The sequence below is a fragment of the Pseudomonas hefeiensis genome, assembly GCF_030687835.1.
In the GTDB taxonomy this organism is placed as follows: domain Bacteria; phylum Pseudomonadota; class Gammaproteobacteria; order Pseudomonadales; family Pseudomonadaceae; genus Aquipseudomonas; species Aquipseudomonas hefeiensis.
In genome coordinates this window covers 5,546,123-5,563,468 of record NZ_CP117449.1, presented here as the reverse complement: position 1 = coordinate 5,563,468, position 17,346 = coordinate 5,546,123, and the positions used below count along the sequence as shown (strand labels likewise).

The 17,346-nt window shown below is 61.2% G+C and carries 18 protein-coding genes; 11 read left to right on the top strand and 7 right to left on the bottom strand.

The features are described 5' to 3' along the window. Nucleotides 1-191: 191 nt before the first annotated feature. Nucleotides 192-956 carry a sulfite exporter TauE/SafE family protein gene (locus tag PSH57_RS25105; RefSeq protein WP_305386016.1) on the top strand — a complete coding sequence of 255 codons (765 nt, stop codon included), beginning with the start codon at nt 192-194 and terminating at the stop codon, nt 954-956. Here PSH57_RS25105 and PSH57_RS25100 read toward each other — a convergent pair. After that, on the bottom strand, nt 946-1,260 hold the full coding sequence (locus tag PSH57_RS25100; RefSeq protein ID WP_305386015.1) for a putative quinol monooxygenase: 315 nt from the start codon (nt 1,258-1,260) through the stop codon (nt 946-948). The genes PSH57_RS25105 and PSH57_RS25100 overlap by 11 nt on opposite strands. Before the next feature lie 196 nt (nt 1,261-1,456). On the opposite strand from PSH57_RS25100, the gene mdaB reads away from it, so the two are divergent. Both mdaB and PSH57_RS25090 read left to right on the top strand, forming a co-directional pair. Further along, nucleotides 1,457-2,047 (top strand): NADPH:quinone oxidoreductase MdaB, encoded by a 591-nt coding sequence (gene mdaB, locus PSH57_RS25095; protein ID WP_305386014.1) that lies wholly within the window; start codon nt 1,457-1,459, stop codon nt 2,045-2,047. A gap of 109 nt (nt 2,048-2,156) precedes the next feature. After that, entirely contained in the window at nt 2,157-3,068 is a 912-nt protein-coding gene (locus PSH57_RS25090) for a LysR family transcriptional regulator (RefSeq protein WP_305416190.1), read from the top strand. Between the two features lie 92 nt (nt 3,069-3,160). Here the strand turns inward: PSH57_RS25090 and PSH57_RS25085 are convergent, their stop codons facing one another. After that, nucleotides 3,161-3,640 (bottom strand): Lrp/AsnC family transcriptional regulator, encoded by a 480-nt coding sequence (locus tag PSH57_RS25085; protein WP_047229533.1) that lies wholly within the window; start codon nt 3,638-3,640, stop codon nt 3,161-3,163. A 415-nt stretch (nt 3,641-4,055) separates the two neighbouring features. Here PSH57_RS25085 and PSH57_RS25080 point away from each other — a divergent pair, with 415 nt between their 5' ends. Further along, nucleotides 4,056-5,036: a DUF6515 family protein gene (locus PSH57_RS25080; protein ID WP_305386013.1), complete on the top strand. Its 981-nt coding sequence runs from the start codon at nt 4,056-4,058 to the stop codon at nt 5,034-5,036. A gap of 70 nt (nt 5,037-5,106) precedes the next feature. Here the strand turns inward: PSH57_RS25080 and PSH57_RS25075 are convergent, their stop codons facing one another. Further along, nucleotides 5,107-6,000: a cation diffusion facilitator family transporter gene (locus tag PSH57_RS25075; protein ID WP_305386012.1), complete on the bottom strand. Its 894-nt coding sequence runs from the start codon at nt 5,998-6,000 to the stop codon at nt 5,107-5,109. 28 nt (nt 6,001-6,028) lie between these two features. Continuing rightward, entirely contained in the window at nt 6,029-6,448 is a 420-nt protein-coding gene (locus PSH57_RS25070) for a hypothetical protein (protein ID WP_047229536.1), read from the bottom strand. Nucleotides 6,449-6,543: 95 nt separating this feature from the next. Here PSH57_RS25070 and hrpB point away from each other — a divergent pair, with 95 nt between their 5' ends. From hrpB to PSH57_RS25055, 3 genes are all read left to right on the top strand, one after another. Beyond that, nucleotides 6,544-9,060, top strand: a complete 2,517-nt coding sequence (gene hrpB / locus PSH57_RS25065) for an ATP-dependent helicase HrpB (RefSeq protein WP_305386011.1) — start codon at nt 6,544-6,546, stop codon at nt 9,058-9,060. Between the two features lie 113 nt (nt 9,061-9,173). Further along, nucleotides 9,174-10,226 (top strand): LacI family DNA-binding transcriptional regulator, encoded by a 1,053-nt coding sequence (locus PSH57_RS25060; protein ID WP_422766058.1) that lies wholly within the window; start codon nt 9,174-9,176, stop codon nt 10,224-10,226. Nucleotides 10,227-10,387: 161 nt separating this feature from the next. Next, complete coding sequence (locus tag PSH57_RS25055) at nt 10,388-11,548, top strand: L-talarate/galactarate dehydratase (RefSeq protein ID WP_305386010.1); 1,161 nt, start codon at nt 10,388-10,390, stop codon at nt 11,546-11,548. Nucleotides 11,549-11,607: 59 nt separating this feature from the next. Here the strand turns inward: PSH57_RS25055 and PSH57_RS25050 are convergent, their stop codons facing one another. Further along, the gene (locus tag PSH57_RS25050; RefSeq protein WP_305386009.1) at nt 11,608-12,687 is read right to left on the bottom strand and encodes an endonuclease/exonuclease/phosphatase family protein; all 1,080 of its coding nucleotides are present in this window, start codon (nt 12,685-12,687) and stop codon (nt 11,608-11,610) included. 91 nt (nt 12,688-12,778) lie between these two features. Then, a complete protein-coding gene (locus PSH57_RS25045; RefSeq protein ID WP_305386008.1) occupies nt 12,779-13,441 on the bottom strand; it encodes a YciC family protein in 663 nt (220 codons plus the stop codon). A gap of 178 nt (nt 13,442-13,619) precedes the next feature. On the opposite strand from PSH57_RS25045, the gene PSH57_RS25040 reads away from it, so the two are divergent. The 3 genes from PSH57_RS25040 (at nt 13,620) to PSH57_RS25030 (ending at nt 15,644) form a co-directional block, all read left to right on the top strand. Then, a complete protein-coding gene (locus tag PSH57_RS25040; RefSeq protein WP_305386007.1) occupies nt 13,620-14,405 on the top strand; it encodes a DUF2076 domain-containing protein in 786 nt (261 codons plus the stop codon). A gap of 125 nt (nt 14,406-14,530) precedes the next feature. After that, nucleotides 14,531-15,010: a LabA-like NYN domain-containing protein gene (locus PSH57_RS25035; RefSeq protein WP_305386006.1), complete on the top strand. Its 480-nt coding sequence runs from the start codon at nt 14,531-14,533 to the stop codon at nt 15,008-15,010. A 22-nt stretch (nt 15,011-15,032) separates the two neighbouring features. Continuing rightward, nucleotides 15,033-15,644 carry a 3'-5' exonuclease gene (locus PSH57_RS25030; RefSeq protein ID WP_305386005.1) on the top strand — a complete coding sequence of 204 codons (612 nt, stop codon included), beginning with the start codon at nt 15,033-15,035 and terminating at the stop codon, nt 15,642-15,644. A gap of 128 nt (nt 15,645-15,772) precedes the next feature. On the opposite strand, the gene PSH57_RS25025 is transcribed toward PSH57_RS25030, so the two are convergent. Beyond that, the gene (locus tag PSH57_RS25025) at nt 15,773-16,225 is read right to left on the bottom strand and encodes an Lrp/AsnC family transcriptional regulator (protein ID WP_305386004.1); all 453 of its coding nucleotides are present in this window, start codon (nt 16,223-16,225) and stop codon (nt 15,773-15,775) included. A 161-nt stretch (nt 16,226-16,386) separates the two neighbouring features. Here PSH57_RS25025 and yedA point away from each other — a divergent pair, with 161 nt between their 5' ends. Next, complete coding sequence (gene yedA, locus PSH57_RS25020; protein WP_305386003.1) at nt 16,387-17,289, top strand: drug/metabolite exporter YedA; 903 nt, start codon at nt 16,387-16,389, stop codon at nt 17,287-17,289. The last annotated feature ends 57 nt before the right edge of the window (nt 17,290-17,346 follow it).

The following is a 17,346-nucleotide window of genomic DNA, read 5'->3' as shown; positions in this document are numbered from 1 at the left end:
TTGTGGTGCCTAATGGGCCGCCTTCGCGAGCAAGCCCGCTCCCACATTTTGAAATGCGATCCCCTGTGGGAGCGGGCTTGCTCGCGAAGGCGCCAGTAGCACCAACAAAACGCTCAGCCTCTTGCTCGGCGAGAGGCTGTCTCAGTATATGGCAGATTTAAAACCCGACAGCCAGGGCCCACGATAGCCCCATGAATACACTCATGGCTTTCTATCAGAATCTCGGCTTTATGCTTTCTTTGCTGGTCATCGGCACCTTCCTGCTGGCCGGCACCATCAAGGGCATGATCGGCCTGGGCCTGCCGACCATTTCCATGGGGCTGCTCGGCCTGGCTATGGCACCGGCGCAGGCTGCGGCGTTGCTCATCATCCCGGCCACGCTGACCAACATCTGGCAACTGACCTTTGGCGGTCATCTGCAAACCCTGATCAGGCGCTTGTGGCCGCTGTTGCTGGCAATTTGCATAGGCACCGGTCTGGGCACACTGTGGTTCGATGCGGTGGGTGGGCCGTGGGCAGTGCGAGCGTTGGGTGCAGCGTTGTTGCTGTATGCGCTGGGCGGGCTGTTGCTGCCGACATTACGGGTCGCTCCCAGCGTTGAATCGTGGCTCGCACCATTCTGCGGTCTGCTCACCGGCCTCATTACCTGCGCGACCGGAGTCTTCGTCATTCCGGCGGTGCCGTACCTGCAAGCGTTGGGCTTGAGCAAGGATGAACTGGTGCAGGCGTTGGGGGTGTCATTCACGGTTTCGACACTGGCCCTGGCGGCCGGCCTGCTATGGCACGGCGCCTTGGGCGGTGGCGAATTAAGCGCTTCGTTGCTGGCCCTGGCGCCGGCGCTGGTGGGAATGTGGCTGGGGCAATGGCTGCGTCAGCGCATCAGCGCCGTGCTGTTCAAGCGGGCGTTTTTCATTGGCCTGGGTGTGCTCGGCGGCCATTTGCTGATCAGCGGCTAGCCGAGGACGGGCTGAGCATGTCGATGCGGCGGATCTCGAAATCGCGCTCCAGGTACTCCATGCGCTGCTCAAAGAACTGCTTCATGTGCGGTAGGTTCGAATGCACGTCCAGGTGAGCCTGGGATTGCCAGATTTCATAGAAAATAAACAGTGTCGGGTCTTGCTGGTCGCGCAGCATGTGATATTCGATGCATCCGGGTTCGGCGCGGCTCGGTTCCACGTAGGCACGAAACAGCGTTTCGAAGGCTTCGGCTTTTTCCGGACGGGTCTTGGCGTGCAGGATGAAACCGTGCAATTCGCTCATCGGGGAGGCTCCTGAATAAAAGTATGCGAATGTTACGGCAAGAATGGGTCGACTATTCGTGCGTATAGGTCAAATCAGTTTTGCCTTTGCAGTGCTTACTCCGTCACAAGCTCATCGGTACTCTGCCGCCATCATTTTCAATCTTTCCATTGGGTGACCGTTCAACCGTGTCCCCTGGAATCCGATGAGGCTCTCCATGAAAAAAGTCCTGCTGCTCAACGGCGGTAAACAATTCGCTCACTCCGACGGTCGCTATAACGCCACCCTCCATGACGCGGCGGTCAGCGTGTTGGACCGTGGCGGGTTCGATGTGAAAACCACGTTCATCGACGGTGGTTACGACATCAAGGAGGAAGTCGCCAAGTTCCTCTGGGCCGACATGATCATTTACCAGATGCCAGGCTGGTGGATGGGCGCACCGTGGACCGTCAAGAAATACGTCGATGAGGTCTTCACCGAAGGCCATGGCAGCCTCTACGCCAGCGATGGCCGCACCCGCTCCGATGCTTCGCAGAAATACGGCAGCGGTGGCTTGTTACAGGGCAAGCAATACATGTTGTCGCTGACCTGGAACGCCCCGCAGCAAGCCTTCGATGACCCGACCGACTTCTTTGAAGCCAAGGGTGTGGACGCTGTGTACTTCCCGTTCCACAAGGCCAACCAGTTCCTGGGCATGAGCGGATTGCCGACCTTCCTGTCTGTGGACGTGATGAAACGCCCGAATGTCGAGGCCGATGTGGCGCGCTATGAGCAGCACTTGATTGAGGTGTTCGGCCTGAAGGCGTGACCTTTCTTTTGTCACGTATCCCGATACTATCCTGTGGCTCAGGTCCGCTTTGCGAGCCAGCGGGGATAAATTCCCTCGCCACAAGAGAGCGCAGCCGACAGGGGGATACGTGAAAGCCAGATCCGACGAATTGCAGATTTTCGTCTGCGTGATCGAATGCGGGTCGATTTCCGCTGCCGCCGAGCAGGTCGGGCAGACGCCGTCTGCGGTCAGTCGTACCTTGTCGCGCCTGGAAGCCAAGCTCGATACCACGCTGATCAACCGCACCACCCGGCGCATGGACCTGACCGAAGAGGGCAAGTATTTCTTCGAGCAGGCCAAAGGCATCCTTGACCAGATGGATGAGCTGGAGGAACGCCTGTCGTCCCGCCAGAAAAACCCGGCCGGGCGGTTGCGGATCAATGCCGCGTCGCCTTTCATGTTGCACGCTATCGTGCCGCATATCGAAGAGTTCCGCGGGCTCTACCCGGATATCCAGCTCGAACTCAACAGTAACGACCTGATTATCGATTTGCTTGAGCAAAGTACCGACATCGCCATCCGCATCGGCACCCTCAGCGACTCGACACTTCATGCCCGATCCCTGGGATGCAGCCCGCTGCATATCCTGGCCAGCCCGGCCTATCTGAAGCAGCACGGTACACCTGGCACTGTTGCCGAGCTGGCCCGGCATGCACTGTTGGGGTTTGCCCAGAATGAGGGCCTCAATCAGTGGCCGCTGCGTCACGAACACGGCGATCGCTGGGCGATCCAGCCAGCCATCAGCGCTTCCAGTGGCGAAACCGTACGCCACCTGGCACTGCAAGGGCAGGGCATAGCGTGCCTGTCGGACTTCATGACCCGTGAAGACATCCGTGCCGGCCAGCTCAAGGTGCTGCTGGCCGACGCCAACAGCGGATATCGCCAACCGATCAATGCGGTGTATTACCGCAACTCCCAACTGGCACTGAGGATCCAGTGCTTTCTGGACTTCATCCAGGGCAAGCTCGCCGAATACGCCTCGCGGGAATTCAAAGGCTGATTCGTGGCTTCAGGGCGAGTGTGATGGTTCGAGGACTGGCCGATGCCCGAGCGTCCGTGGAAGAAAAGCGGTGAATCGGCGCTCGTTTGTCGTCAGCCGCGCAGATGAGTCAGCGGCAGTTCGGTGCTGTTGAGCACCTGGTTCAACACGAAGCTGGACCGCACGCTGGTGACCCCGTCAATCCGGGTCAGGTGCCCCAGCAGCAGTTTCTGATAATGGTCCATGTCCGGCACCACGACCTTGAGTTGGTAATCCGCATCCATACCCGTCACCAGGCTGCATTCCAACACCTGGGGCAGATTGCGGATGGCGGCTTCGAAGTTCTCGAAACGTTCAGGGGTGTGGCGGTCCATGCCGATGAGCACGTAGGCCGTTAGGCTCAGGCCAAGCATTTTGCGGTCGAGCAGGGCGACCTGACGGGTAATGTAGCCATCGTCTTCCAGTTGCTTGACCCGCCGCGAGCAGGGAGACGGCGACAGGCCGATGCGTTCGGCCAGCTCCTGATTGGAGATGCGCGCGTCGCGCTGCAATTCCGCCAGAATACTCAGGTCGTAGCGGTCAAGTTTGCTCATTGGTCGGGCCTTTGTCTTGATAATTGCGGGATATTATCTATCGCGGGTAAAAAATTGCGCAAGTGATGTTTATTTACGCAATCTTCGCAATCATTCGTCGGTGCTCCGGGCCTATTCTTACCACCAAGATCACTGCTCGGACAAACAGTCCAGTGCGGCCCGCCCAATCAGGCCGGCTGCGGTCGCAGCACCCACCGGTGTCTGGCAGACCCCCGAGCTGCACACTGTCCAGAAGACGGCGTGAGGTGAGCCGACGTCAAAAGCGTCGCGCACGGACGAAGTTCTCAAGGGGAGGCCGACGGGTCTCCCTTTTTTATGCCTGCGAAATAATGGCAACGACTGATAACCTGTCGCAGAACCGGCCTAGGCTTTTCCAGTCTCATTCATCAGGCCCTGAACCGTTGTGAGGAATTTCATGAAGTCGCGCATCTGGCGTTTGGCAGGTGTTGGTCTGTTATGGGCAAGTGTCAGTGCGCAGGGAGTGGCCGACGATCAGCAAAATCGTGGCGGCCCGGACGGGCGAGGTGGTAACGGCCAGGGTTATTCAGGCCAACCCCGGCCACAGAGCAATGAGATCATTCGCGGCGACAACAGCCGCCAGTTTGAGGTCCAGCCTCACGCTCAAGGCGGCCAGCCCTACAACCGCCCGCCGCAAGACCCCAATGGTCGTCCGCCGCAGCCACCGGGTAACAGCCTGCCGATCCAGGGCCGCCCCGACAGCGTGACCCAGACCCAGGAGCCGAGGCCGGGTTACTACCGCGATATTCCGCGCCGCAGTGATGGTTATCCGAGCGGTGGCCCACGCCCCAGCCATGACTCTCGCCCTGATCAGCACTGGTCCGGTCGGCCGGACGGTCATGGCAACGGCTGGGGACCGGGGCCGCAATATCGTCCCGGGTATGTAATCGATCGTTTTCCGGATCGCCACTACCGCGTGCCTTACCGGGGTCATGACTATTTTTATTCGGGCGGTTACTGGTATCGCCCCCAAGGGCCGCGCTATATCGTGGTTGAGCCACCGCGCGGAATCCGTACCCGTTATCTGCCCGATTACGCCCGGGAAGTCTGGATCGGCGGCTCGCTGTTTTTCCTCGCCGCCGGTGCCTATTACATCTACGAAGCCAACACCCGGGACTACGTCGTCGTTGACGCGCCGGTGAGCAACCCGCAGCCCCAGCCCCAAGGCAACAGCTACGATGTGGTGGCTTATCCAGCCAACGGCCAGTCTCCCGAGCAGGTCAATCAGGATGGCTACGAATGCTATCGCTGGGCGGTGCAGCAGAGCGGTTTCGATCCGCGCAACTACACCTACCCGCCCGCGCCGCAAGTGGTACAGACCTATCGTCAGGCCCAAGGGAGTTGCTTGAGCAGTCGTGGGTATCAAGTGACGTACTGATCACTCGAAAGAAAAACACTCCCCCGTGGCGAGGGAGCAAGCTCCCTCGCCACGGGTTCTGTGTTCGGCGTCAAGCGCCGGCGCCTTTCACCACTTCCGACGGATCCGCGTGCACCAACACTTCCGCCTTCGGAAAGGCGCGGTGTATGGCATCGGCGGCCTGGTCGCTGATGCCGTGGGCCACTGACAGGGTCAGCTCTCCCGGCAGTTCCAGATGCAGTTGCACGAACCAATGGTTACCTGAAATACGCGTGCGCAGGTCATGGGCACCCAGTACGCCGGGCACCGCGCAGGCCAGTTCGAGCATGCGCTGGCTGACATCAGGCGGCAGTTCCTCATCCATCAATACCGCGAAGCTTTCCCGGGCGATCTGGATGGCACTCCACAGGATGTAGGCGGCGATGCCCAGGCCGAACCAGGCGTCGAGTTGATACCAGCCGAACCCGGCCAGCACCAGGGCGACCAGGATGCTGCCGTTGAGCAACAGATCCGAGCGATAGTGCAGCGAGTCGGCGCGTACGGCGGTGGAGCCGGTGGCACGGACGACCCGATGTTGCAGCGCCAACAAGGCCAGGGTCAGCCCCAGGGCGAATACGATCACGCCGACACTGAGCCAGGCCGCCTCTACCGGGACCGGGTTTTTCAGACGCTCGATCGCCTGCACCGCAATCAACACGGCACTGCCGCCGATGAACAATGCCTGGGCCATGCCGGCCAGGGATTCGGCTTTTCCATGGCCGTAACGATGGTCCTCGTCGGCGGGGCGCAATGCGTAATGCACCGCCAGCAGATTGAGCAGCGACGTGACGCCGTCCAGCGCCGAGTCGGTCAGGCCGGCGAGCATGCTCACCGAGCCGCTCAGCCACCAGGCCAGTGCCTTGGCAACGACCAGAATAAGCGCCACGGCCACCGAAGCACGGGTGGCCAGGCGCAGCAGACGGGCATGTTCGGTGCTGGTGGTCATGACGCGGTCGTTCCTTCAATAACGTCCATCACGCGGCCGGTTTAAGCCCGAGAGCGGCCAGTTGCTGGGCGTTGCCCTTGCTTTGGATCAAACGTGGGTCGTCCAGTGGGAAACTGCGGCCCAGCTCGCTTTCCAGGATCGCTTGCAGCTTTTGGTTGTTGACGCTGCCGTCGGCGTTGATGGCTGGCTTGAGTTTTTCTGGCTCGATCTGGACGCTCCTGCCCGGTTCGAAATAAATCGCCCCGGTGGCGAAGTCCACCGCGAATGCGATCAGGCCGGGGATGATGTAGAACAGCAGGCCGACGGCATCCAGCGCGGCAATCGCCGGGTCGATCTTGCCATCGATCTGGCCGCGACGGTCGGGGTAGAAGATAGAGCCGCAGGCGCTGATCTGGGTCAGCAGGGAGGCGACCAGAACGCCGCCGATCACGCGAAAGGGAATACGCATAGCAATCTCCTGAGCAGGTAAAGGCGTTGCTGGTTGGAGTCCAGACCACGCTAAACAGTTCGCCGTTATACTCGGCCCTCTGTTTTGGAGCCAGCATGATTTCTTTGCCGATTGATGAAGTTTTACCTGCCCTGCGTCAAGCCTTGGCGTCGCGTCACGAAGCCGTGCTCGAAGCGCCGCCCGGCGCCGGTAAAACCACCCGCGTTCCCTTGGCTCTGTTGCACGAGTCCTGGCTGGCCGGGCAGACCATTCTGATGCTTGAGCCCCGGCGCCTGGCGGCACGGGCGGCGGCCGAGCGACTGGCCAGCGAGCTGGGGGAAAAGGTCGGTGAAACCGTCGGCTACCGAATCCGCCTGGACAGCAAGGTGGGCCCCAGAACCCGCATTGAAGTGGTCACCGAAGGCATCCTCACCCGCCGCTTGCAGGACGACCCGGCGCTAGAGGGTGTGGGGCTGCTGATTTTTGATGAGTTCCACGAACGCAGTCTCGATGCCGACCTGGCCCTGGCCTTGAGCCTCAACGGCCGGGAGCTGTTTCGCGACGACCAGCCGCTGAAAATCCTGCTGATGTCCGCGACTCTGGAAGGCGAGCGTCTGGCCGGGTTGTTGGGCGACGCGCCGATCCTGCGTAGCGAAGGCCGCATGTTCCCGGTGGCTGTGCGTTGGGGCCGGCCGTTCCAGCCCGGCGAGTTCATCGAGCCGCGCCTGGTGCAGACCGTGCTGGAAGCGCTGCACGATGAAGCCGGCAGTGTGCTGGTGTTCTTGCCCGGGCAAGCGGAGATCCGCCGGGTCCATCAGCAACTGGCCGAGGCCTTGGGCGAGGGCGGCAATGTGCTGCTCTGCCCGCTGCATGGCGAGCTGGACCTCGCCGCCCAACGCGCCGCCATCGACCCGGCGCCGCCCGGCCAGCGCAAAGTGGTGCTGGCCACCAACATCGCCGAAACCAGCCTGACCATCAACGGCGTGCGGGTGGTGATCGATGCCGGATTGGCGCGAGTGCCGCGTTTCGATCCGGGCAGCGGCATGACCCGCCTCGACACCCAGCGGATTTCCCGGGCCAGCGCCATTCAGCGGGCTGGTCGCGCCGGGCGTCTGGAGCCGGGGGTGTGCTACCGGTTGTGGTCCGAAGACCAGCACGAACAACTGGCCGCTTATGGCAGCGCAGAGATTCTTTCGGCGGACCTGGCCGGGCTGGCCCTGCAATTGGGACGTTGGGGCGTGACCCCACAGCAATTGGTCTGGCTCGACATTCCGCCCGCCGCCGCTTATGCCCAGGCGCAGGATTTGCTGCAACGCCTGGGCGCGCTGGAAGGTGAGCAACTGACCCGTCATGGCCAAGCCATGGCCGAACTGCCGGCTCACCCGCGCATCGCTCATTTGTTGCTGCGTGGTCAGTCGCTGGGGCTGGCGGACATGGCGTGCAACGTCGCGGCCCTGCTGGGAGAACGGGACATCCTCCGCGGCTCTGGCGCGGATTTGCACAGTCGCCTGGCGTTGCTGTCCGGTGAAGAGCGGGCGGCCCGTGGCACCCAGGGCGGAGTACAGCGGGCGCGGCAACTGGCCCGACAATATCGCGGTTACCTGCGAGGTAAGGCCGAAGAAGCCGTCGCCGACCCCGAACATCCGCGCTGGCTGGGCGCGCTGTTGGCGTTGGCCTACCCGGATCGTGTCGCGCAACAGCGGCGGCCCGGCGGGGCGGAATATCGCCTGGCCAACGGCCGTGCAGCGTTGTTTGCCGAAGCGGACAGCCTGATGAAACAAGCGTGGCTGGTGATCGCCGACCTGGGCAGCCGTCAGGGGCAGCGGGAAGAACGAATCTACCTGGCGACGGACTTCGATCCGGCGCTGTTTGATTCGGTGCTGGCCGAGCAGGTGCGCACGGTGGATCAACTGGATTGGGACGAGCGTGAAGGCGTGTTGCGGGCCGAGCGCCAGCGTAAGGTCGGCGAACTGGTGCTCAGCCGTGAGCCATTGACTGGCCTGGATGAGTCGGCCCGCAGCCAGGCGCTGGTGAACCTGGTACGGCGCAAGGGCCTGGAGTTGCTGCCCTGGACGCCGGAACTGCGGCAATGGCAGGCGCGAGTGGCCCTGCTGCGCCGGCTCGACCTGGAAGCCAAGGGCGAGAGCGATTGGCCAGATGTCAGCGATGAGGCGCTACTGAACACGCTTGAGCAGTGGTTGATGCCGTACCTGGGGCGCGTGTCGCGCCTCAGTCATTTCGCCAACCTGGATCTGCCCAGCATCGTCCACAACCTGCTGCCCTGGCCCTTGCCACAACGCCTGGATGAATGGGCGCCCCATCATCTGAGCGTACCCTCGGGCTCGTCGATTCGCCTGGACTACAGCGAGCATCCGCCGATTCTGGCTGTACGCTTGCAAGAACTGTTCGGCCTGGCCGACACCCCGCGCATTGCCGGCGGCCGGCAGGTCGTCAAACTGCACCTGTTGTCCCCGGCGCGGCGACCGGTGCAGGTGACCCAGGATCTGGCGAATTTCTGGCGCAGCACCTATGCCGAAGTAAAGAAAGACCTCAAGGGACGTTATCCCAAGCATTACTGGCCGGACGATCCGCTGGTGGCCGAAGCCACGGCCCGGATCAAACCCCGCAAGTGAAAAAAAACCGCGGCTTTGGCCCGCCTGCACGGGGGCGCAAATGGTAGATTCACCGACCCCGCAACTGCTTTATACGCAGCCCCGGTTACTTGGCTTCAGATTCGGAACAGTTCATGGCAAAGAAACCAGCAGCGCCCACCTCCCAGGCATCGATGGCCGTGGCCACCAGGGGTTCGAGCCTGACGTTGATTGATGTGGCAAAGATTGCAGGCGTTTCACCAATGACCGTTTCCAGGGCTTTGCATCGCCCGGAACTGGTGAGTGAGAACACGCGGGAGAAGGTCCGCGAAGCGGTGCGCCAATCGGGCTATGTGCCGAACATGCTGGCGGGTAGCCTGGCGAGCAACAAAAGTCGCCTGGTGGCGATTTTCCTTCCAACCATCGCTAACTCCATTTTTGCAGACACCGTGCAATCGCTGATGGACCGCCTGACCCAAGCGGGCTATCAAACCCTGCTGGGTCTGACCGGCTACAGCGCGGAACAGGAAGAAAAACTGCTTGAAGCCGTACTCGGTCGTCGTCCGGATGGCATCGTACTGACCGGTACGCTTCATACCGAATCAAGTCGCTTGCGACTCGCCCAGGCGGGAATTCCCGTGGTCGAGGCCTGGGATTTGAGTGAGGACCCGTTGGACATGCTGGTTGGCTTCTCACATGAAAAAGTCGGGCAAGAGACGGCGCGGCACTTGGTTAAAAAGGGTTACAAGCGCTTTTCTGTGGTGACCATCAGCGACCCTCGTGGCCTGCGTCGCTGCAACAGTCTTATCGCCGAGCTGCAGCGCCAGGGCATTGAGGAGGTGCCCATGGAAGTCCTGGCGCCCCCCGCCACGCTGGAGGTGGGGCGAGAGGGGCTGCGGCGCCTGCTGGATCTGCCGGTGCGCCCCGACATTGTGGTGTGCAGCTCCGATACCGTGGCTCAAGGTGTCTTGGCGCAAGCCGCCAGCCTTGGCTTGAAGGTGCCTGCTGAGCTGGCCGTCATGGGATTCGGGGATCTGAGCAGCGCGGCGCAGGTTTACCCGGCGCTGTCGACCGTCAGCGTCGACGGCGGCAGGATTGGTCTGCAAGTGGCTGAGGCGCTGCTTGAACGGTTTGAAAATCCCGGCGCCCATCTCAAGCCCGTGCGGATTGACACCGGCTTCACGTTCATCGACCGCGCCAGTACCTGAACCTGGCAATCGATTTTCCGGGGATTCACGGGATTGAATGATTGCGCAATCAGTGTAGTATCGAGTCAAGAGGCCTTCTGTAGCACCGACGAAGGTCTTTTTTATGTCTTGTGATGATTGCGCAATCATCGCGCTTTCAGACCCTGTCCAAGGAGAGTCCCATGCTCGTACAAAAACAATCGCTCAAGTCCTCCGACGACGACCGAATTGCCTGGGTTCGTGTCGCTTCGGTCATCCTGCCGTTGGCCAATCCCATCAGTGATGCCAAGGTGCTTACCGGCCGGCAAAAGCCGATGACTGAAATCGCCATTCTGTTTGCCGAAATCGAGACCGTCGATGGGCATCAAGGCCTGGGTTTCAGTTACTCCAAGCGTGCCGGCGGGCCGGGACAATTCGCTCATGCCAAGGAAATCGCCCCGGCGCTGATCGGTGAAAACCCCAGTGACATCGCCAAACTCTGGACCAAGCTGTGCTGGGCTGGCGCGTCGGTGGGCCGCAGCGGTATGTCGACCCAGGCCATCGGTGCGTTCGACGTGGCATTGTGGGATCTGAAAGCCAAGCGCGCCAACTTGTCGCTGGCGCGCTTGCTCGGCGCTCAACGTGATTCGGTGCGTTGCTACAACACCTCTGGTGGCTTTCTTCATACTCCGCTCGATCAGTTGATGAAGAACACTGACCTCTCGCGAGAAAAGGGCATTGGCGGCATCAAATTGAAAGTCGGGCAACCGGATTGCGCCATCGACATTGAACGGGTCAGCACGGTGCGCAAACATTTGGGCGACAACTTTCCGTTGATGGTGGATGCCAACCAGCAATGGGATCGCCCGACGGCCCAGCGCATGTGTCGGCAATTTGAAGCGTACAACCTGATTTGGATTGAAGAGCCGCTGGACTGCTATGACGCCGAAGGCCACGCCGCGTTGGCGCAGCATTTCGATACACCGATCGCCACCGGCGAAATGCTCACCAGCGTTGCTGAACACGCTGAGTTCATCAAGCATCGCGGCGCCGACTTCCTGATGCCCGACGCGCCACGAGTTGGCGGCATCACCCCTTATTTGAAGGTCGCATCAATGGCCGAGCAGGCGGGCCTGATGCTGGCCCCTCATTTCGCCATGGAGCTGCACGTTCACCTGGCCGCCGCCTATCCGACCGAGCCCTGGGTCGAACATTTCGAATGGCTTGAACCGCTGTTCAACGAGCGTCTGGAAACCCGTGACGGTCGGATGCTGGTGCCCACCCGTCCCGGTTTGGGACTGACGCTGAGCGAACAGGTCAAACCTTGGACCGTTCAGGAAGCTGAGACCGGTATTCGTCCCTGACCCAATCTTAGGCGTTCCGGCTTGAGCCACACTCGTCTGGCGACGAATGTGGCTTGGAGTCACGGCGTGGCCGGCAACAGGAATCGTGCAATCACCGGTAAATGATCGGAGATACGCAACGTATCGTCCTGCCGCACCCGAGCCTCGACCCGCTTGATCCGAGGACTATAGAACAGGTAGTCGACGGTACGGTCAGGGCCGTTAAGACCCGGGTCATTCGGGTAGTGGGTCAGCCAGTGGCTGCGATCGATGCCGCTGGCCTCGTTGTTGGTGGGGATCATCGGGTATTTGTCCCACAGCAGGTGCAGAGGGCTGTCGGCGGAGTAGGGTGTGCGCTGCGCGGCAGGCAGGCGCCGGTATTGGCCCAGGGGGAGCAGATTGAAGTCGCCGCCGATCAGCCAGGGTTTGCTTCGAGATTCAAGTTTGTCCAGTACCTTGCTCACGGCTTTGACCTGGTTCGGCAGGGTCTCATCCGGCTGCGTGGCCCGTTCCAGATGGGTGTTGAGCACGACCAGGTGGCCGCCACTGCTCAGCGGCAGGTGACTCACCAACAAGGCATTTTTTGGCTGGAACTGACGGCTGATGAAATTGGCCCCGGCCACCGGCAACTGCACCCGTTCCGCTTGATCGATGCGGTAACGGCTCAACGTCGCCAACTGCCGGCCAACGCTGCCAAAGATATGCGGGTCGGGGATGAAATCGGCTTTCCAGTCAAAGGCGCTGGTGCTGCACGGATACAGGTCGGTCAATCGTTCCTGCAACAACTTGAGCTGGTTCTGGTAGTCGCTGGCCTTGGCGCCGTCGTCCAGCTCCTGGAGCAACACGATGTCCGGTTGCTCGTCGCGAATGACCCTTGCCACTTCGTCGAGGCTGAAGGCCATGTCTTCGAGGGTCGGGCTTTCATCATTACCTTGGGCCAGGTCGTGCCAGAACACGTAACGCTTGCCGGCCAGGAACTGGACGTTCCAGGTCATCACTTTCAAGGCCTGGCCAGGTGTAAGCGTTGCGGTGTTGGCGGCGCAACTGACCGGGAGTGCTTCCCGGGGTTCTGGGCGCCAGGTCAGGCTGTAGATCGACAGGGCGGCCAGGCCGAGAATCAGCAACAGGCCCAGCAAGGTGTAGCGCAATAGACGGGTCATGGCTCGACTTAAATGGGCAATACGCAAAAGTGATCCCGAGCATAACCGAGAGCAGTTGCCGAGCCCAAGCCCGTAACCTTCGCAGTCGTCGTTAGCGGCTGTCAGGTTTTTCCGCGACCAGCATGAACATCCGGAACAGCACCACGGTGGTGAACAGCTGCAGGAAGCTGTGAACGCTGTCGATCAGCAAGGCGATCAGCGGGTTCTGGGGTGGTGGATACACCGACAGGCTGGCGCCCTTGAGCAGCCAGAGCGGGACCATCACGCAAAGAATGCACAACAGGATGCGCCAGAAATTGCCGCGGCTCAGGCGCAGGCTTTCCTTCATGGCCGCCAGCGGAGTCAGGCCGCGCAGCACCAGCAGGTATTCGCCGAAGGCCAGGACCACCATCAGCCAAAGGCCCGGTAGGAAATACAACGAAATGCCGACCAGGATCAGCAACGTATTGAGTGCGGTCAGCAAGGCAAAGCGTGGCCACAGGGTCAGGGCCGTTGCGAGAAGGTCACGGGGACGGGGTGCTTCGCCGCGACTGCGGGCGTCGAGAAACAGAATCAGCGCGGTGGTGTACAGCGGGTATATCAGCAGCCCGACGATCAGGCTGTAGCCGGAGAAACCTTCGGGGCCGACGGCGCTGTCCACGCCTTGTTGCAGCACGGCCTCGAGTATCACCAGCGGCAGGCACAGCTGGGCGATCCGGCCAAGATGGCGCTTGAAGAAATAAAAAGAGTCGCGCAGCACGTCAAACGGATTCATGAGTCGGTATCGCAGGTCAAAAAGCGGTCCGACACTTTAACCGATCAGGCGCCTGCACAAGCAAACGTAAACATCAGGTAAAGACCATTGAAACCTCTGTGCCCAGCCCCATTACTGGCTGGCACCGGTCCTGTGGGGCCGGCATGGTTTTTCTACCCGGCAATCTGATGAGGTCGCCATGAACAGCGAAGAACAAACCCTGATCGATGGACTGTTTTCACGGCTGCAACAGGCCGAAAAGGATTCAGCCCCGCGCGACGCCCAGGCCGAGGCGCGGATCAAGGAACATATGACCAGCCAGCCCGCGGCGGGCTATTTCATGACCCAGGCGATCCTGGTGCAAGAAACGGCGCTCAAAAGCCTCGACGAGCAGAACAAGCAACTGACCCAGCAAATCCAGCAACTGCAGGCTGACCTGCAACAGGCCCGCCAACAGCCTCCGGCGCCCAGCGGTGGCGGTGGTTTTCTCTCGAGTATTTTCGGTGGCAGCGCGCGCGACTCACGTCCAGCGTCCGCTCCGGGCGCTTCGCCAACCAGCGGTGGCGGCTGGCGCGAACCGGCGCGGCCTGGCTTCAATGCACCATCCCAGCAGAACTACGCCCCTCCCCAACAGAACTACGCCGCGCCGCCGGCAAACTACGGCGCTGCGCAACAGCAGGCTCCAGGGGCCGGCAGCTTCATGAGCGGCGCGCTGAAAACCGCGGCCGGCGTGGCCGGTGGCGTGATGCTGGCCCAGGGCATCAGCAGTCTGTTCCACGGTGCCCAGCAGCCTCAGGAAGTCGTCGAGGTCATCGAGCAGGAGCCGGCCCAACCGGTCAACGACACGGCAAGCAGTGACAGCGGCTGGGGCGATGACTCAAGTGTCGCCGGTAACGATGCCTATGGCAGCGACCAAGGCGGTTTCAACGACGCCGACTACAGCGACGATTCATCCTTTTTCGGCGATGACGACTCCTTCGTCTGACCTGCCATTCGTCCGGGGCGCCCTGGTGCCTCGGACCGATTATTCGCGGAACATTCCTCTGGGCTGGCATACTGGGCAACTTTTCGGGCCCGCTCTGCTGGCTTGTGCATTCAAGAGGAAACGCGGTGAAAAAAATCGCAGTGTTCGCCGATGTCCAGAACCTCTACTACACCGTGCGCCAGGCTTATGGTTGCCATTTCAACTACGCGGCCTTGTGGGCCGATGTCAGCAAGCAGGGGCAGATCGTCGAGGCCTATGCTTATGCGATCGATCGCGGCGACAGCAAGCAGCAGCAATTCCAGCAGATCCTGCGTAACCTGGGGTTTATCGTGAAGCTCAAGCCTTACATCCAGCGCAGCGACGGCTCGGCCAAAGGTGACTGGGACGTGGGCATCACCCTGGACATCATGGACGCCGCCGATCATGTTGACGAAGTGGTGTTGGCGTCAGGTGACGGTGACTTTGACATGCTGCTTGAGCGCATCATCAACAAACACGGTGTGCAAGCGGTGGCCTATGGCGTACCGGGGCTGACGGCCAACTCGCTGATCCGCGCCGCCAGCCGCTACGTGCCGATCGAAGGCGCGTTGCTGCTCAAGAATTGATTTTTACGGAGTTCAGACAGGTTTGGAACGCATCGCAGTCATCGACTTTGAAACCACCGGCATCACGCCGAGCAGCAGTTGCCGGGCCACCGAAATCGCCGTGGTGATTCTCGAACAGGGCCGGATTGTGGATCGCTATCAAAGCCTGATGAACGCCGGTGTGCGCGTGCCTGCGTTCATCGAGCAACTGACCGGCATCAGCAACGCCATGCTGCGCAGCGCCCCGCCTGCGGAAAAGGTGATGAACGAGGTCAACGAGTTCGTCGGCATCACACCGCTGCTGGCCCACAACGCCGCGTTCGACCAGAAGTTCTGGGACTTCGAACTGGGCCGGATCAAGCGCACCCGTTTGCAGAATTTTGCCTGTTCACTGCTGCTGGCCCGGCGCCTGATGCCGTCGGCGCCGAACCACAAGCTCGGCACACTCAACACCTTCGCCGGCCTGCCCCACACCGGCCAGGCTCACCGGGCCATGGCCGACGCCGAAATGGCCGCCAACCTCACCGCGCACCTTGCGACGCAGCTGCGGCAACAGCACGGGCTGCGGGAGTTGTCCCACGATTTGCTGTGCAGTTTGCAGAAAGTGCCGGCGGCGAAGATCAACGAGCACCTCAAGCGGCATCGCGGTTTTTAAACACACCGCCAGAACACCTGTGGGAGCGGGCTTGCTCGCGAATGCGGTGTGTCAGTGAACTGACATGTAACTGGCACACCGCATTCGCGAGCAAGCCCGCTCCCACAGGTTGATCAGTGGTGAGCAGGTTATTTCCCATTGCCTTCCAACTGCCCCAGCGGCACGCGCTTTTCAATGGCGCTGGACAGCACGATCGAGGTCTTGCTGAAGCCAAACTTGGCGATGCGGTTGATCAGCTCTTCCAGTTCCGGCATCGAGCCGACCGCCGCCTGCATGATCACGCACGGGTCGCCCGTCACCCGATGGCATTCGGTCAGTTGCGGGATCCTGCACAGCTCATCGTAAGTCTTCTGGTTCCCGTGCTGATTCATCCGCAGTTCGATGACGCATTGGACCGGCAGGCCGATCTTCGCCATGTCGACTTTCGCCTGGTAGCCGGTGATCACGCCGCTGGCTTCCAGTTTGCTGACCCGCTCGGCCACGGCCGGGGCCGACAGGTTCACTTTACGGGCCAGTTCGGCATAGGACGCACGACCGTTTTCCAACAGGGCGCTGAGCAGCATGCGATCGTATTTATCCACGGTTCGGGCTTCCGGAGGGCTGACTTTCGAAAGTGCGGTTTATAGCGCCGATCTCCGTGTTTTGAAAAGTGTACGGTTCGGATAAACAGGTTTTGTAACTTATTTTCCGCCTGTCGCCTTTCTAGAATAGCGTCTCTCATTGTCCTGATTTCGAGCTGACCATGCCTGGCCCACGCCGTTTTCCCTTGCCATTGATCGCTGCATTTTTTGCCTTGTACGTCATCTGGGGGTCGACCTACCTGGTGATTCGCATCGGTGTGGAACATTGGCCGCCGCTGCTGTTGGCCGGGATTCGCTTCGTGATTGCCGGGTCGCTGATGTACGGTTTCCTGCGTTGGCGCGGGGCGCCGGCACCGACCTGGGCGCAGTGGAAGGCGGGGGCCGTGATCGGCGTGTTGTTGCTCAGTTTCGGCAATGGCGCGGTTAGTGTCGCCGAGCACACGGGCGTTGCGTCTGGGGTCGCGGCGTTGGCCGTGGCGACGGTGCCGCTATTTACCTTGCTCTGTGGATATTTCTGGGGCGCCCGTAATACCCGTCTGGAGTGGGCGGGGATTGTGCTGGGGTTGATCGGCATTGCCATGCTCAACCTCGGTTCCAACCTGCAATCGAGCCCACTGGGCGCGACCTTGCTGCTGTTCGCGGCGGCATCCTGGGCCTTCGGTTCGGTACTGAGCAAGCACCTGCCGCTGCCGGCGGGGGCGATGGCCAGTGCCGTGGAAATGCTGGTGGGCGGTGTGGTGCTATTGATCGGCAGCGTGGCCAGCGGCGAACACCTGGACAGCATTCCGCCGCTGGAAGGCTGGCTCGCGCTGGCCTACTTGACCTGTTTCGGTTCGATCATTGCCTTCAATGCCTATATGTACCTGCTCAAGCACGTACGTCCGGCGGCGGCCACCAGCTATGCCTACGTCAACCCGGCGGTGGCGGTGTTGCTGGGCATTGTGTTCGCCGGTGAAACCATCGGGAGCGAGGAGGCCTTGGCGATGTTGGTGATCATCAGTGCCGTGGTGTTGATCGGATTGCCCCAGTGGCGCAAACCCAAGCCTGCGCCGGCCGAATCCTGATTTAGGGTAAACTGCCGCGCATTGCACACCTTGCGCTGATTTTTCCTACGGTACTTC

What these genes read in the sequence shown, in the direction of transcription:
- PSH57_RS25050 (WP_305386009.1), bottom strand. Translation starts at nt 12,687, where the DNA reads ATGACCCGTCTATTGCGCTACACCTTGCTGGGCCTGTTGCTGATTCTC.
- yedA (WP_305386003.1), top strand. Translation starts at nt 16,387, where the DNA reads ATGCCTGGCCCACGCCGTTTTCCCTTGCCATTGATCGCTGCATTTTTT.
- PSH57_RS25085 (WP_047229533.1), bottom strand. Translation starts at nt 3,640, where the DNA reads ATGAGCAAACTTGACCGCTACGACCTGAGTATTCTGGCGGAATTGCAG.
- PSH57_RS25105 (WP_305386016.1), top strand. Translation starts at nt 192, where the DNA reads ATGAATACACTCATGGCTTTCTATCAGAATCTCGGCTTTATGCTTTCT.
- mdaB (WP_305386014.1), top strand. Translation starts at nt 1,457, where the DNA reads ATGAAAAAAGTCCTGCTGCTCAACGGCGGTAAACAATTCGCTCACTCC.
- PSH57_RS25045 (WP_305386008.1), bottom strand. Translation starts at nt 13,441, where the DNA reads ATGAATCCGTTTGACGTGCTGCGCGACTCTTTTTATTTCTTCAAGCGC.
- PSH57_RS25080 (WP_305386013.1), top strand. Translation starts at nt 4,056, where the DNA reads ATGAAGTCGCGCATCTGGCGTTTGGCAGGTGTTGGTCTGTTATGGGCA.
- PSH57_RS25040 (WP_305386007.1), top strand. Translation starts at nt 13,620, where the DNA reads ATGAACAGCGAAGAACAAACCCTGATCGATGGACTGTTTTCACGGCTG.
- PSH57_RS25055 (WP_305386010.1), top strand. Translation starts at nt 10,388, where the DNA reads ATGCTCGTACAAAAACAATCGCTCAAGTCCTCCGACGACGACCGAATT.
- PSH57_RS25075 (WP_305386012.1), bottom strand. Translation starts at nt 6,000, where the DNA reads ATGACCACCAGCACCGAACATGCCCGTCTGCTGCGCCTGGCCACCCGT.
- hrpB (WP_305386011.1), top strand. Translation starts at nt 6,544, where the DNA reads ATGATTTCTTTGCCGATTGATGAAGTTTTACCTGCCCTGCGTCAAGCC.
- PSH57_RS25060 (WP_422766058.1), top strand. Translation starts at nt 9,174, where the DNA reads ATGGCAAAGAAACCAGCAGCGCCCACCTCCCAGGCATCGATGGCCGTG.
- PSH57_RS25070 (WP_047229536.1), bottom strand. Translation starts at nt 6,448, where the DNA reads ATGCGTATTCCCTTTCGCGTGATCGGCGGCGTTCTGGTCGCCTCCCTG.
- PSH57_RS25100 (WP_305386015.1), bottom strand. Translation starts at nt 1,260, where the DNA reads ATGAGCGAATTGCACGGTTTCATCCTGCACGCCAAGACCCGTCCGGAA.